The organism is Candidatus Flexicrinis affinis, assembly GCA_016716525.1.
Classification (GTDB): Bacteria; Chloroflexota; Anaerolineae; order Aggregatilineales; family Phototrophicaceae; genus Flexicrinis; species Flexicrinis affinis.
This window is the reverse complement of sequence record JADJWE010000001.1, coordinates 1,070,327-1,086,575: the sequence shown is the minus strand read 5'-3', so window position 1 is coordinate 1,086,575 and position 16,249 is coordinate 1,070,327. Positions and strand designations below refer to the sequence as shown.

The following is a 16,249-nucleotide window of genomic DNA, read 5'->3' as shown; positions in this document are numbered from 1 at the left end:
CCCGGTGTAGCGACACATGTCGAGTGGCTGGTAAGCTAGAACGTCAGCATTCTACACGATCAAGGAGCAGACCCATGGAACGAGTTGGCGTGATCGGGCTAGGGATCATGGGCCGCGGCATGGCTGCGAATATCCTCAAGGCAGGATTCCCGACGACCGTCTGGAACCGCACCGCAGCACGGATGACGCCGCTGGTCGAGGCTGGCGCGTCGCCCGCTGAGTCGCCGGCAGACGTCGCGCGCCGCAGCGACATCGTCCTCGTCTGCGTCAGCGACACGCCGGACGTCGAGCACGTCCTGTTCGGCGAGGACGGTGTTGTGCATGGCGCGGCATCCGGCGCACTTGTGATCGACTCAAGCACCATCAGCCCGAATGCCACGAGGGAGTTCGCGGCGAAGCTGGCGGAGCGCGGGATTGCCATGCTGGACGCGCCGGTATCAGGCGGAAGCGAAGGCGCGGAACGCGGAACGCTCAGTGTCATGGTCGGCGGAGACGCCGCCTCGTTCGACCGCGCCCTACCTGTGCTGAATGCGATCGGTAAGACGATCACGCATGTCGGGCCGACCGGCAGCGGGCAGTCGACCAAGCTCGTCAACCAGATTCTGTGTGTGGCGAACATGCTGGCGGCCAGCGAGGCGCTGCTGCTGGCAAAAGCCTCCGGGCTTGATCTCGAACGCACGCTGCAGGCGGTCGGGGGCGGCGCAGGTGGAAGCTGGATGCTGAATAACCGCGGGCCGCAGGTCATCAAGCGCGACTTCCGGCCCGGTTTCACCATCGACTTACAGCAGAAGGACCTGCGTCTGGTGCTGGAGGCCGCCGACGAGCTTGGCCTGCCCCTCACGCTTACGTCGATGTGCCACGGGATGTATAACGTGCTTCAGCGACAGGGGCTTGGCGAGGAAGGCAATCATGCGCTCGCTCGCGCTGTCGAACAACTCGCCGGTATCGTCATCGAAGGATAGGTCGTCGTGCGCGCCATTACGGTTTCGGAAGTTCGCCTCTACCCGCTGCACATCCCGTTCGTCGAGCCGTTTGTCACGTCGTTTGGCGAAGAGCCTTTCAAGGCCGGCGTTCTTGTCGAACTGCGCACCAACGAGGGCGTCACGGGCTGGGGCGAAGCATCGGTCGAAATCAACCCCGGTTACGGCTCGGAAACCGTAGCGACCGGTATGCACATCCTGCGCCATTTTCTGGTCCCGCTAGTAGTCGGACGGCGTATCGAGCATCCGACTCACGTGCCGTCACTGCTGCATCCCGTACGGGGAAATGCACACGCCAAGGCCGGGCTTGAGGCCGCGGTATGGGACGCGTTCGCGAAAGTCAACGATATGCGGCTTGTCGACCTGTTCACGCAAACGCTCGGGGATCAACACGCGAGCCGCGAGCGTGCAACGGTCGGCGTCAGCATCGGCATCATGGACTCGCTCGATCAGCAGTTGGCGATCGTCCGCAAGCGCGTAACACAGGGCTACGCGCGCATCAAACTGAAGATCAAGCCGGGCTGGGACGTGCGGGTCGCGGCGGCAGTGCGCGAGGAGTACCCGGACATCCTACTCATGCTGGACGCCAACAGCGCCTACACGTTGGCCGATACCGACCACCTCAAGAAGCTGGATGCGTTCAATCTGCTGATGATCGAACAACCGTTGTCGCATGACGACATCCACGACCACGGCATTCTGCAGGCCGCGCTCAAGACGCCGATTTGCCTCGACGAAAGCGTGAAGTCGGTGGGGGATCTGCGGTTGGCGTTCAAGGTCGGCGCGCTCAAGATTCTCAATCTCAAGCCGGCGCGCGTCGGCGGGTACACCGAGAGCCTCGCCATCTACTCGCTTTGCGCCGAGCACGGTGTCGCGCTTTGGATCGGCGGGATGCTGGAGTGCGGGATCGGACGCGCAGGCAACGTCGCGCTGGCTTCGCTTCCGGCCGTTACACTACCGTGCGATATCTCGGCAACCGATCGCTACTTCACCGAAGACATCACCGAGCCGCCGTTTGTGCTCAACCCGGACAGCACCATCACCGTTCCGACCGGCCCTGGCATCGGCGTCGACGTCATCGAGGATCGCGTACGGGAGTCGGCGGAGCGATGGGCTGCGCTGAATCCCTATCCGGTCGGATAAGGCACGCGGTAGGCTCGAATGATCGTATCGCCATTGGGCATGATCGACACGAGGCTATAGCCCGGAACCTGAACCGGGTCGCGCGTGAAGTCCTTCTGACGGTGCCACGTGCGCGTCTGATACCACGTGCTGCGTGCGCTGGCGTACAGAATACCGTCGCGCATGATGGTCACGTCCTCGTGGATGTGACCGAACAGCACGCAGCGCACACGTTTCCGCGCGCCCCGCAGAATTCGGTGCAGCGCCTCGCCGTCGTTCAGCCCGATCGCGTCCATCGGCTGCGATCCGAGCGCGATGGGATGGTGATGCACGGCGACCACCAGCGGCTGATCGGTGGGCAGCGCAATGATGCTTTCGAGCCACGTCAACTGCGCGTCGCCCAAACGCCCGTTGGCCTGATGCGTGATGCTGCTATCCAGACACGCGAAATACACACCGTTGACCTCGAACGCATAGTGATACGTGTCCGGCACGCGACCGTTTAACGTACGGTACAGCCACTTCGATCGGTCGTGGTTGCCTGCGATGATGTGTACCGGCGGCTGCAACAGGTTCATGGTCGATCGCGCCGTCATGTAGTCCGATTCGCGCTTTGGATCATGGCCGACGTCACCGGTGTGCAGCACGAAGTCGACCGTTACGGGCAGCGTATTGATCTGCTCGAACACGGTGCGGGCCGTCTCGTGCGGATTTGGACGCGCCTGGTAATCGGGATGATCCTTGCCGGTGAGATGTGTATCACTGATATGCGCGAAGGTCACTAGCGGCAGCACGGTCATCGCTCCGTTTCGACGTAGAGTTCAGTTCCATCCGTATAGAAGTGTAACGTGCCTTGCAGATCGGTGCGGAACAACGGCACGTCGGGCAGCAACCGTAACACATCCGGGTCAGGATCACCCAATACGTTCGCGCGATCGGACTGAAGCGCCGTAACGCGCGGTTGCACGGCATCGAGAAAATCCGAGTCCAACCCGCGCGCCCCGCCGTGCATCGGCAGGAGCATAACGGTTGCCAGCGGCCACTCCCCGGCCGCAAGCAGATCGCGCTGGGCTGCGGCGTTGGCGTCAGACGGCAGCAGAAACGACATGTCGCCGTAAGTCACGCGCAGCACCACGGCAACGTCGGCGATGCCGTCGTCCGCATCCGGCACGGTATCGGGGTGCAAGACCTCAATGTACGCGCCGTCACCCAAGTCGATTGTCCGCCCGGCCTCGATGGTCTGCAGCGGGTGTAGCGCCGCGATCTCCGCCAATTCAGCCCCCGCATTGAACTGCCCGTGATACAAGACGTGGTCGACCTCGTAGCGGCGAAGCACGGCGGGCAGCGCGGCGATGTCGAACGGGTCGGGGTGTGTCACGATTACTGCGTCGATGTGCCGGTCGTAGAATGCCATCCGCTGCCCGAGCGCCGTGAGCAATCGGCTCGGGTAGCGCCCGCCGTCCACCAGTACCTGCGCGCCACTGGGTGATTGGATGAACACGCCGTGGCTGTGTCCAACATCCAGCACCCACACGTGCAGCTTCCCGTCAGGCTGGCCCGAAATCACAGCGCCCGTCAGACCAAGCACAACGCCCAACGCCGCCAGTCCGGACAAGAGCACGCGGCGGTCGCGCAGACGGTCGAACCAAGCGGGACGTGTCGCCGTGATCAGCGATGTCGTGACCGCCGCGCCGACGAGCGTCAGCGGGATCACTGGATGCACGCTGACCTCAAGGCTGGTCTGCGCTGCGGCGGAGCGTTCGGCAACGGTCGTCATCCACGCTAGCGGGACGAGCAGTGCGCTCGCCACGAGTGTTCCAAGCATCGGCACTGCACCGGCGGCGATCAACACGAATCCCCCGAACAGGATTACGGACTGCAGCGGCACGACCAGCATGTTCGTGAGCAACGTCGCGGCGGGAAATGTGCCAAACACGGACGCTGAAATGGGCAGCGTCAGCGCAGACGCCGAGATCGTCACCGTGCCGGCGGCAGCGAACCCCCGAACGACGGTCAGAGTCAGCGTGGCCGGCCGTTCCGGCAGCGTGAATGGCTCAAGCGCTCGATCAAGACGGGGCTGAAGCACGGCGATGCCCAACATCGCCGCAAAACTTAGCTGGAAGCCGACATCGAACACCGCCCCCGGGGTCAAAGCGGTCAGGACGATTGCGGCAAAACCAAGCGATACGACGAGGTTGGACTGCCGTCGCAGCGCATGGCCGATCAGCACCAGCGCCGCCATCAACGCGGCCCGCGCGGCCGACGCCGCAAAGCCGACCAGCGCAAGGTAAACGAGCAGCGCCATCAGGCCGAGGAGCACTGGCAGAAGGGGACGCTGCGCTCTGCGAATCCACGCCAGCGCGAAGCCCGCGACGAGCGTCATGTTGAAGCCGCTTACCGCAAGCAAGTGAGACAGGCCTGAAGCGGCGTAAGCATCGCGGGTAGAAGGCGCGACATACTGCTCGTTTCCGGTCACAACGGCGGTGAGAATTCCGGCGTGCGGCTCGGGTAGCAGCGATGTGAACAGCGCGCCGATACTTTCGCGTAGGCCGGCAACTGCCCGTACAATTGGCGAACCGCCGCCGCTGGTTACGACCTCGACCTCGGAAACGCGATCCATCAGCGAGAACACGCCTTGCCGGCCGAGAAAGTCCGCGTAGTCAAAGCGGTCGAATTCCTGCGGCGCACGCAGCCTTCCCGACACGCGCACCAGATCACCGTACGCAGCACGGGTCTGGCTGGGTGCGTCGACCAGCACAATTCCGGACGTTGGCGCGGGGACACCGGTTGAATTCACAGTCTGCGTCTGGACTCGCAGACGCGTGGACGCATCGCGGCGGTCCGGCGGTTCGATCACGGTACCCTCAATCTGCACACCGCCGAGGCCATTGTAGGCGGCAATATCACTGCTGCGCGGCTCAAGCGACATGCGCGCCGCGCCCAACGCAATCACAGCGACGAGGGCAAATAGCAAGCGCCAGTCACGAACGTGCCGATTAACCCAGCACGCCAGCACGCCACCCGCGCAGATCAACAGCCAAAACGTCGTTGTCAGTGCGCCGAACTGCGATGCTGCCCACACTCCAGCCAGCCACGCAAGCGCCACGTAAGCGAGCAGCATGAGACCTAGTCAACTGAGGACAGGCGGTGAGCCGCCCATGCGACAACTTCGTCTGCAACCTCGGACTTGCTCATCAGCGCAAGCGGGCGCACCTCACCATCCGCCGACAGCAGCGTCACGCGGTTGGTATCCACCGAGAAGCCGGCGTCGCTGGCGGTGATGTCATTCGCGACGATCAGGTCAAGCCCCTTGCGTGCGAGTTTCGACTTCGCGTTGGCGAGCAGATCCTGGCTCTCGGCCGCGAACCCGACGACGACCTTCGGTGCTTTGCTCGACTCCCGCCTACGATGGACTTCCACGAGAATGTCCTGCGTCTGCTCCATGTCGAGCGATAAGCCAGAAGTCCCGTCGACCTTCTTGATCTTCTCAGCCTCAACGACCTTCGGCCGGTAGTCGGCGACGGCGGCCGCCATGATGAGCACATCCGCTGTCGACGCATGGTCGAGGACAGCCTCAAGCATTTGCTGTGCGCTTGACACCGAAACCAGCACGGCGCCTGAGGGCGCAGGTAGGTCGACCGTACTGACAAGCGTAACGCTTGCGCCTGCATCAAGCGCCGCCTGCGCTAACGCATAGCCTTGCTTGCCGCTCGACCGATTCGACACGTACCGCACCGGGTCGATCGGTTCGCGCGTGCCGCCCGCCGTCACGACCACGTTGCGGCCCACCAGCGGACCCGTCCTTCCCAGCAACCGGCGGATATGTCCGATCAGCGTCGGGGTCTCTGGCAGCCGGCCCTTGCCAACCAAACCGGACGCGAATCGCCCGGTCTCCGGCTCGACGATCCACGCCCCACGCTCCGCAAGCACGCGCATGTTCGCCTGTACAGCGTCGTGCATGTACATACCGCCGTCCATGGCTGGGGCGATCAACAGCGGCGCGCGCGAGGCCAGCGCCGTGACCGAGAGCAGGTCGTCGGCAAGGCCCGCCGCGAGTTTGGCGATCGTGTTGGCTGTAGCGGGCGCGATGATAAGGGCGTCGGCGCTCTCGCCGAGGGCGACATGTGCCACGTGCGTCGGCAGACCGCCGGACATGTCGGCGTGCCACATGCTCGTATAGACCGGCCGCCCGGTGACCGACTGGAACGCCAGCGGAGTCACAAACTGCTGGGCGGCGTCGGTCATTACCGTGTCCACCAGCGCGCCCATCTGCGTGAGCTTGCTGGCCAGATCGACGCTCTTGTACGCCGCAATACTACCGGAAACGCCAAGCACGATCCTGCGTTCGTGCAGCACCGCCGGACCAGACATGGTTATCGACCTCGTGAGAAACGACCGGGCAGACACCTTACGATGCCTGCCCGGTCAGTCTACCTAATCGCTAGTTGCTGCGCCACGCGTCGGGCGCGTTCGGCGCCGGCAGCACGTCGCTCGACGCACCCGCACGCCGTGCGTTGCCTTGCCTGAGCGCGACGCTCGCGTCGTCGATGTAGGTCTTGCCGTTCGTCGCTTTGTGGTTGAACGTCACTTTGACGGTCTCGACGTCGGCGCTCGCGATCGTGATAGCCGGCGCCGTGACCCGTTGATAGCCGACCGTCGGCACCAGCACCAGTGCCTCGGTCGACTTCGAGCCACCGACGTATTTCACCTTCAGCTTCGCGAACATGATGATGCCGGTCGCGTTGTCAACGTATGTCGAGAAGATCAACTGATCGCCGACGACGAACGTGATCCCGCTGAGGTCGACAGTCTGCTGCAGCTTGGCGTTCTCCGCTGCTCTACCTTTGAACAGGAACGCACAAAGTCCACTGGTCGTCGGCACGGCACGCGGGCCGGTGCTATTACACTTCAGCTTGTCGCCGGTGGGGTTCTTGATCGTCCAAGGATCGAGCAGCTTGGTGGGCGGATCCGCCTCGAAATCGGCATTAGCCAGCAGTTCGAGGAAGTCCGTCTTGAAGGAGAAGCTGACACTCCCCTCCTGTGTGCCGGTCGCTGCCCCGGCAATCCCGGCCACCGTCACTGTGATCGTATCGGCGTAGCGATAGTCGACCGTCGGCGTAAACGTCACGGTCGTGCCGGGTCCGTCGACCCCAAACGTACCCGTCTCCGCGCCGGCGTCCGAGTTTTCGACCGTAAACGTCGAGGCCGCACCGATCGGCTTGCTGAACAACACGCTGATCGGAGTCGTAACTCCGTTCCCGGTCGACAGATCGGCGGGGCTGAAGTCGAGCACGATCGGATCGCGCCAGTTTCCAGCCGTGACATCCACCGTCTGCTCGAATCCGGTCTCCGCCTCGACCACGACTGTTCCACCGGACGACGTTTCGCCGTCCGCCGCGGTGGCTTCGGTGTTTGCGGACCCGCGCGAGAAACCGTAGTTGATCGACGTGCCTTCGAGGAAGCTGGCGGCAAACTCGTACGTAGACGGCCCGGTCTGGGTCATCGCCACGGTGTTGAGCGACCCACTGCCCAGCTCTGGAACATCGCCATAGATGTAGATCGTGCTGCCCGGAGGCGTGAAAGTCGGCACGGTCAGCGCCCAAGTCACTGCGACGGTCTTGGGGGTGGTGATGAACGTCGTGACGCTGGGGACGACCTGCACGGCCCCGTCGACGGCGACCAACCCGCTCACGGTCACCGTGAATTCGACCTCAAAGGCAAGGTCGGCATCGGGTGTAAACGTAAGCTGTCTCGCCACCGGGTTGTAGCTGAACGCCCCGGCAACCGCGTCGGTAAACTGATCGACCACTGCGAAGGTCGAGAGAGTTTCGATGTTTTTGTTGAGCGTGACGACAACCGTCGTATCCACCGGCACTTGCGCCGCGTCGTCCGCCGGCGATACATCGGTGACGATCACGTCCTCCCAATTCTCCACCGTCAAATCGACAACCTGTGTGCCGCTGCCGTCATCCACGACTGTTACCACATGCAGTGCCGGGTCGAACCCGGTCGGGCCGTCCGTTTCGATTGTCCCAGCCGAGCCGCGGCTGTGGAACACGGTGACCTCGTCACACTCGGTCAAGTTCACCGTGACTTCCCACACGCCATCGATCCCGTTGTACGTCATGGCCGCTGCCGAGGCGATCACGTTGTCACCAAGCAGCGGCGTGTTGCCTGATAGATACACTGTACTGCCCACAGGTGTGAACGTCGGGACCGTCGTGCGGAACGTGACAGCGACCGGTGAGGCCGCGGCTTCAGTGGTAAATGTCGACTGGAACGGCGTGAACTGGAAGCCGTCACCAGCCGCCGAGACGCCCGCAACGTCCACGGTATAGGTTTCGCTCGGGCAAAGATCGTCATCTGGCGTGAAAGTTACGCTGAGTTCATCGACGCTCCGCACGAATCCGCCGGGGACTGACGACGCGCCTTCGTCGGTCACGGTGTACTGAGCCGACGGCGCAACGGTCTTGTTGAACGTCACGTCGACCGCCGCGCTGCGCGCCACGTCGGTTGCGCCGTCGGCGGGTACGACGCCGGTGACCAACACGTCGCGCCAGTTGTCGACCGTGCCGTTGATCTGGTACTTGCCGGGTTCGACATCGCCGTCTTCGTAGTATCCAACCGTGTACTGCCGGTTGGGCGACTCATCGTAGCCGTTAGGCTCTTTCTCGACCTTGTCCCACGAGGCGTCACGGCGGTGCTTGTACTCGAAACTCGTCGCCTCAGGGACGACGATCTCGACTTCCCACTCATTCGCCCCGACAGACGCCATATCCAGACCGGCGCCCCAGTTGGTGAGCGGCGCGATGCTGCCGATGGCCTGCACGACACTGCCCGCCGGGGTGAACGCCGGCACCTGCACGTTGATGACGATTGTAACCGGCGTGTTTTCGGCCGTCGCATCGACCGTATTGGACGGCGTCGACTCGTTGTAGCTGGTATCGACAGCGGTCACATAGTACAGATAGCTTTGCGCTGCAGCGACAGTGGTGTCTTCGTAGGAGGACACGGCATCATCGACTTCGGCGATCTGCTGGTACGACCCGCCGCCGTCTCCGCTCCGGTAAATGCGGTAGAGGCCAATCGCGGTTTCGTCGGTGGCACCCGACCACGACAGCCCAACCTCGCCAACGGTGTCGTGGTCCTTGACCAGCGTCGGTGGGGTCGGATCGGTGACATCTGCTCCCGCCGCGACGTTCAGCGTACAGACGGCGACCGGCGTATCGTCGGAAGCGCCATGATTGACGACTGGACAGTCCGGGCTTCCACCCGGAAAATCCTCGGCGAAGTACCACGTCGCGCCGGCATCGCTGCTGTAGCGGGTCGTATAGCCGAACGTCCCGACGGCATTGGGCTTCATCGTGCCCTGCACTTCGTCGTTGCTCCCAGCACACGTTGGGGCGTTTGGCGCCATCGGCGACCACGTCCAGTCATCGGTGATCGGATCGCCAGTGCCGAAGCCAAGCTGTGCGATCACGCCGGGCACGCAATCCGGGTTCGTGTCCGTCACGCCACCGATGTAGTACTGGCCGTACACGGTGTCCGTTGTCGTCTCGGTGTTTAACGTGTAGTTGAGCAGCGGGGGCCACTGAACGTTGAGATACGCGCCAGACAGGTCGAAGAACGGCGTCGCGCTCGCCTCGTTCGAGTGATCGCTATCCACACCGCCTGCATCGATCGCGACCACCACGTAGAAGTACTTGGTTCCCGGCGACACAGTGGTGTCCGGGTAGGTTGTGCTGGCTGTGGTGCCAACCTCGACATAGCCGCCGCCGCTGACGTAGCTGCGTAACACGCGATAGGACGCCGCACCGGGCGACGCCGTCCACGCCAAGTCAACCTGCGTCCCGCTGACCGGCGTCGCGCTCAACCCGGTCGGCACACCGGGTTCGCCGCTGAGGGGCACCTGCGGCAGCAGTATCGCTCCGCCGTTGGCCGGAACCGTCAGCGTGAGTTCGCCGCCGGTAACGGTGGCGGTTGCGAGGCTTAGCGCGTCCTCGAACGTCGCGCCTTCGGGCAGGTAGCCGGAGACGTCTACCGTCAGCGCTTTGGCCGTCGAGTCACGGTTGACGAGGACGACAGCCGCACTCGTCTTGGCATCGTTGATGCGCAGATAGCCGAGCGTCTTGGCTCCGTCATCATTCAGCAGGAAGATCACGTCGCCGGTGCGGAGTGCCTCGACGCTGTTACGGATGCTGCCAAGTTGTGTGAAGTACGCGGTCAGATCCGCGCGAACCGGACTGCCCACCTGCAAGTGGTCAAAGTACGGCGTCCCCGTGTGATTCGCGTCCTGCCACGGGAACGGCACACGGTTGTACGGATCGTCTTCCCACTTGCCGCCAGCGTACGTCGTCGGCTGAACGAGCCCGACCTCGGTGCCATAGTAGATCTGCGGCGCACCGGGGAGCGTGTACTGCATCAGCGACAACCCCTTGAGCCGGTTGATCGCGTCTACACCGGCCCCGCTCAGATAGTGTGCGGGATCGATTGGGTATTGATCAAGCTCGGCAGGCGTGGCGGGGATGCCTTCGTCAAGCAAGAACAGCACGCGGTTGGTGTCGTGCGAGCCGTTCAGATTCATTAGCGCGTAGAACGCCTCAGGCGCATAGCGCTCTTTGAGATTCAAGTATCGCTCGACAAAGTCGGCCATGCCCATCGGGACTACTGCACCGGGCAGCGAGCCGCTGTTGAAGTCGTTCTCGGTCAGCGGCGTATCACGCCACAGGCTGAGCAGCGCCGAGAACTGCTGATAGTTCATGTTGGCGTCCCACTCGCCCGGATTGCTGCCTGCCGGCACATACCTGTCGGCAACCCCACCGGAGATCCAGCTCGTTCCCAAGCCCCAGAACTCGCCGACGATATAGGCGTTCGGATTGGCTGCCTTGATGGCGTCGCGAAAGTTCTCCCAGTAATCGTTCGCGCCGAACATGCCCTCCGGGTCGACGTCGTTTGCGACGTCGAGCCGCCAGCCATCTGCGCCCTGTGCGACCCAATACGGCCCGACCGCGACATTCTTGCCGGACGGGTGGACGATACCGTTATCCCACACTGCGTCGCGCGCGAACGCGCCGGCGCTGTCGAGCACCGCCAAGCTGTCGAACCCGAACCACTTGTTGTAGTCGCGATTGTCGCTGCATGGGGCCGGTGGCGTTCCCGCATAGGGGAAGAAGTCGAACATATCGACGTACGGACTGGCGACGTCTTCGCATGCGCCTACCGTTGGGTAGCGCGCGTATCGGTCGAAATACGGGCTGTCGGAAGACACATGGTTGAACACGCCGTCCAACACGACGTACATACCTCGGCTATGCGCTTCCGTGATCAGGGTCGCCAGCGCGGCGTCGCCACCGAAGTTGTCGTCGACGATGCTGTAGTCGCGTGCGTCGTACTTGTGGTTCGACGGCGACTCGAACACGGGCGTCATGTAAATCACCGAGACGCCCAATCCTTGCAGGTAATCCAGTTGTTCGGTGATCCCGGCAAGGTCGCCGCCGTAGAAGTTACGGCTCCACGAACCCGTGCAGTTGTTGCCGGTCAGCGTGGGGTCGCGTGGGTCGCAGACGACCGTGTTCCAGTCGACCGTTCCCGATCGTACGATCGTTCCGCCTGCCTCGTTATAGAAGAACTCACCCGCAAGGTTGTTGTTCGACGGGTCGCCGTCGCGGAAACGGTCGGGGAAGATCTGGTACATGATCCCGTTCTTGACCCAATCGGGGGTCGTGAACGACGGGTCGTAGACCGTCAGTGCCCAGCTCGCGTCGCTCGAGTTGTCCTGCATCGTACCCGGGCCGCCCCACAGCGTCTGGTTGTAGGCGGAATTCTCGCGGTCGTCCTCGTAGTAGTCGACGTCGGAACCGTCCGTCAAGCGGAACCAGTAGTATAGGATGTTCGGCTCGCCGCCGGTCGCGATCTCGACCTCCCAGAAGTCGCGATCGTCGAACGATGCGACTTTCGACATCGGCGTGAACGTTTCGCTGGCGTTCTGCGTGTTGTATACGCGCAGGTCGACCCATTGCACATCGTTTGCAACGGTTTCAAGACGCAGCGTGACCGACTCATTGATCGGTGCGGCGCCGGTCGGCGTGCGATACTGTGGATCGCGGCTGTCGTGATAGACGCCGACGAAACAAATATTGTTCGGCCCGCAGTCGGCGGCGTCGACTGGGACAGCGCCGGGAACCAATAACACGAAGGCACACACAGCCAGTAACATGAACTGGACGCGTGCCGAGATTTGAAACCCCTTAAACATCGGAGAGCTCCATAACCAGAAACAAATTCGACAACCACCGTAAGGCAGCGTCAGGTTGGATTATAGCCGCATGAATCGTAGGCACAACGTGAGGGTTCGGCAAATCGCACAAACTCGACCGATTGTCGCAATTTCAGTACCCGGGTACTAGCTGTGTTATGGAAAGGGGTGGGCCAAGCCTGTCGCGTCACCGCACAGCACGCGGTACGCAAGCACGGTTTCACTCGCAACAGTTTGCTGTGTGAACTGCTCCACGACGCGCATCCTGCCCTTTTCCGCCAATTCCCGGCGGTGCTCGGGCTGATCGATCAGCGACTGGATAGCGTCGCGCAAGACCGACGCAGTGCCTTCAGGGACGATAATCCCCCCGTCGCGCACGACTGATGGAATGGCGCCGCTGTCGGTGCCGATCACCGGCACACCGGAGGCCATGGCCTCGACCAGCACCCGGCCGAACTGCTCTTTCCAATTCGGGCGCGTCAGAGAAGGCAGTACCAGCAAGTCGATCTCATGATAGAGGTTTGGCATCTGAGTGGAAGGCACCTGTGCACGGAACTCGACGCGCTGCACGATGTCGAGTGACGCGGCCTGCGCCTTGAGCCGGCCCAGTTCCGGTCCTCCACCCACGATCATCGCCCGCCAGTCGCCTGAGAGGTCGGCCACCGCCTCCAGCAGCACGTGCACGCCTTTCTCGGGGACGAGCCGGCCAAAGTAGCCGATAACGAATGGTCTATACGCAGTCCGCTGTTCCGTTGTCGGCCGGAACAACTCAGGGTCGGTGCCAAACTGCGGCATCGTGCGTATCGGCCCGGAATACCCTTTGTCGCGCCATACGTCTGCGGCGCTTTCGGTCCCCGCGATGAGCAGATCACAGCGTGCCAAAGCCCACCGCTCTCCCCACGAAAACGGCGGAGGATAATGACGCAGCAAGTTCTGCCAACTGAACATGACGACTTTGGCTCCGACACGGCGCGCGTGCCATATCGCCTGCCATGTCGCCGCGTTGTACGGCTCTTCGTCCACGTGCACGAGATCGGGCTTCAGCTCCGCAACAAGCGGTCCCAGCCCGCGATACGTGTGGAGGTGAAAACTGCCATTGAAGCGGATGGGCAGCACGCGCAGGTCGTAACCGTCAACGTACACGCGCTCAAGCGTCTGTACGCCGCGTTCGTCACGCCACGACGGCGGCACGACGACCGTCAAATCGATGCCAAGCCGGGCAATGTCTTCAAGTTTCTTCTGATAGATACCGACCACACACGCCTTGGAGATCATCAGCACGCGCAGCGGTCGGTTTCCGGAGCACTCAGTCATGCAACCTGAACCCGTCCGATCGTGCCCACGGCGAATACGGATCGCGCTGCTGTGCGACGGCATCGACCGGCGCAATTGCACCAGCTTCGCTTAGCGCCAAGGCGATCAGCACGGCGTCTTCGATCTCCGCTTCAGGGTCGTCGATCAGGTTCCCCAGATTCGCGTCGACATAGGTAGTATCGACTTTGCCCGCAGCGAACATCGGATCGTCCAGCAACCTCATCAGGAAACGAACGTTCGTCGTCACACCCAGCACAACCATCTGTCGGAGGGCATACAGGAGCTTGCGGCGCGCGTCCTCTCGCGTCGGGGCATACGCGATGACCTTGGCGATCATCGGGTCGTAATGGATCGTGACCTTGTCCCCGGCGCGCACACCGCTGTCAACGCGGATGCCCGGCCCCGCCGGGACGTCGAGCGTATATAGCGTGCCAATCGAAGGCAGGAAGCTGCGCTGCGGGTCTTCCGCGTAAACGCGGCACTCGATGGCGTGGCCGCGCTGCTTTACATCTGGCTGCTCGAACGGGATCGGCTTACCGTCGGAGACCAGAAACTGCAGCTCAACCAGATCGATGCCAGTTACGCTCTCGGTGACCGGATGCTCGACCTGTAGCCGCGTGTTCATCTCTAGGAAGTAAAACTGTCCATCTTGCGCTGCGATGAACTCGACGGTGCCAGCATTGACGTAGCCGACGGCCTGCGCGGCGCGCACAGCCGCGCTGCAGATGTCCTCGCGCTGCTGCGCATCCAACATCGGCGAAGGCGACTCCTCGACGATCTTCTGGTGCCGCCGCTGGGCGCTGCATTCGCGGTCGAACAGGTGCACCGTCCTGCCGTGGACGTCCGCGAGGACCTGCACCTCAATGTGCCGGCCACGCTCGATGTATCGTTCAAGGAACACGCGTGGATCGCCGAACGCTTTCTCCGCCTCGCGACTCGCGGAGGCCAGACCGTCAGCAAGGTCTTCGGGGCGCCAGACAATCCGAATTCCCTTGCCGCCGCCACCCCCAGCCGCCTTGATCATCAACGGAAAGCCAATTCGCTGAGCTGCGGCGTCATAGTCGGCGTCGTTGGCGTTCTCGGGTTGGTAGCCGGGCACGACCGGCACGCCTGCTGCTTCCATGATGCGGCGTGCTTCGGTCTTGACGCCCATGGCGCGGATTGCAGAGGGAGGCGGACCAACCCAAGTTAACCCCGCCGCGAGCACGGCCTCGGCAAACTCGGGGCTTTCGCTGAGGAACCCATACCCGGGATGCACACAGTCGCACCCGGTCGACCGTGCCGCGTCAATCAACCGCTCGATAGCGAGATAGCTTTCGGCCGGTGCCGGCGGCCCCAACTCCACGGCGTAATCCGCGAGTTCGACATGAAGCGCCTGCCGGTCGGCTGTCGAATATACTGCAGTCGCCGACATGCCGAGGGCGTGGCACGCGCGGATGACACGCACGGCGATTTCCCCGCGGTTGGCAACCAAACAGTGTTTTAGCACGGCAACTCCTTACCGACACGCGCCGGTCATACGGCCGCTAGTTGAACTTACGCCGCACCGGCTTGTTCTGCAAGATGTCCTCGATGGCCGTGTCGAGTTCCGGCGTAATCGTGACATCGAGCGCCTTCAGGTTGTCGTGAACGTGTTCCGGTTTGGTCGCGCCGGTGATCACGCTCGAAATCGCGCGGTGCTTCATCGCCCACGCAAGCGCCAATGCCGCCGTCGACGTGCCGGCGTCTGCGGCCAGCGCAGTCAATTTGCGAACACGATCGATACGATCTTCGGCGATCTGCTTGCCGAACCAGCTCGGGTCGGCGTTCGACCCGCGGCTGTCGGCTGGAATCCCATCGTTATACTTGCCGGTCAAGACGCCTTGCGCCAGCGGGCTCCACACCACCAGCCCGATCCCATACTTGTCGCACACGTCTTCGAGCTCGCCCTCGACGTGTTCACGGTCCAACATGTTATAGAGCGGCTGTTCGGTGACGGGTGCGTAGGTGTTGGTGGCGCGTGCGATGCCAACCGCTTCCTCAATGTTCGCCGCCGACCACATGCTCGTGCCCCAGTAAAGGATCTTGCCCTGCGCGATCAGGTCGCCAATCGCGCGAACCGTTTCTTCGGTGGGTGTCTCGTCGTCGTAGCGATGACAGAAGAACAGATCGAGATACTCCATGTCGAAACGCTTCAGCGATTTCTCGACCGACTCCATGATGTGTTTGCGACTCAGCCCGCGGTCGTTGACGTCGTCGCTCATCCCCCAGTACGCTTTGGTGCTGATTACGAGGCTCGTCCGGTCGTAGCTCTTGATGGCCTTCCCAACGACCTTTTCTGCTTCACCGCGCGCGTAAATGTCGGCAACGTCGATAAAGTTGATCCCGCTCTCAATCGCCGCATGGAGGCACGCGGCAGCAGTGTCATATTCGACCCGGCTGCTTCCGTAGGTCAGCCACGCCCCAATGCTCAAGGCACTCACCTTCAAGCCGGTACGGCCCAGCCGCCGATACTGCATGGTCATGTTGAATCCCCTTTGGATCTGCGCTTTACTCTATGTGAACGCCGCGAGTATAACGTAAGGCAGTAACGTAACGA

Annotated in this window: 8 protein-coding genes and 1 pseudogene; 2 read left to right on the top strand and 7 right to left on the bottom strand. The window is 62.7% G+C overall.

What is annotated here, in order from left to right:
* Positions 1–74: 74 nt before the first annotated feature.
* Both IPM16_04585 and menC read left to right on the top strand, forming a co-directional pair.
* Positions 75–962, top strand: coding sequence for an NAD(P)-dependent oxidoreductase (locus IPM16_04585; GenBank protein MBK9122386.1), 888 nt, complete (start codon positions 75–77; stop codon positions 960–962).
* A gap of 15 nt (positions 963–977) precedes the next feature.
* Positions 978–2,123 (top strand): o-succinylbenzoate synthase, encoded by a 1,146-nt coding sequence (menC, locus tag IPM16_04580; protein ID MBK9122385.1) that lies wholly within the window; start codon positions 978–980, stop codon positions 2,121–2,123.
* Here menC and IPM16_04575 read toward each other — a convergent pair.
* The 7 genes and pseudogenes from IPM16_04575 to IPM16_04545 form a co-directional block, all read right to left on the bottom strand.
* Entirely contained in the window at positions 2,108–2,902 is a 795-nt protein-coding gene (locus tag IPM16_04575; GenBank protein MBK9122384.1) for a metallophosphoesterase, read from the bottom strand. The genes menC and IPM16_04575 overlap by 16 nt on opposite strands.
* Positions 2,899–5,223 (bottom strand): ComEC/Rec2 family competence protein, encoded by a 2,325-nt coding sequence (locus IPM16_04570; protein ID MBK9122383.1) that lies wholly within the window; start codon positions 5,221–5,223, stop codon positions 2,899–2,901. Before IPM16_04570 ends, IPM16_04575 begins: the two co-directional genes overlap by 4 nt.
* A gap of 5 nt (positions 5,224–5,228) precedes the next feature.
* Entirely contained in the window at positions 5,229–6,473 is a 1,245-nt protein-coding gene (coaBC, locus tag IPM16_04565) for a bifunctional phosphopantothenoylcysteine decarboxylase/phosphopantothenate--cysteine ligase CoaBC (protein ID MBK9122382.1), read from the bottom strand.
* 70 nt (positions 6,474–6,543) lie between these two features.
* Positions 6,544–12,357, bottom strand: coding sequence for an alpha amylase N-terminal ig-like domain-containing protein (locus IPM16_04560; GenBank protein ID MBK9122381.1), 5,814 nt, complete (start codon positions 12,355–12,357; stop codon positions 6,544–6,546).
* A gap of 156 nt (positions 12,358–12,513) precedes the next feature.
* Positions 12,514–13,644, bottom strand: a complete 1,131-nt coding sequence (locus IPM16_04555; GenBank protein ID MBK9122380.1) for a glycosyltransferase family 4 protein — start codon at positions 13,642–13,644, stop codon at positions 12,514–12,516.
* A 19-nt stretch (positions 13,645–13,663) separates the two neighbouring features.
* Positions 13,664–15,166 (bottom strand): annotated as a pseudogene (locus IPM16_04550) (ATP-grasp domain-containing protein).
* Positions 15,167–15,197: 31 nt separating this feature from the next.
* Positions 15,198–16,169 (bottom strand): aldo/keto reductase family protein, encoded by a 972-nt coding sequence (locus IPM16_04545; GenBank protein ID MBK9122379.1) that lies wholly within the window; start codon positions 16,167–16,169, stop codon positions 15,198–15,200.
* Positions 16,170–16,249: the final 80 nt, after the last annotated feature.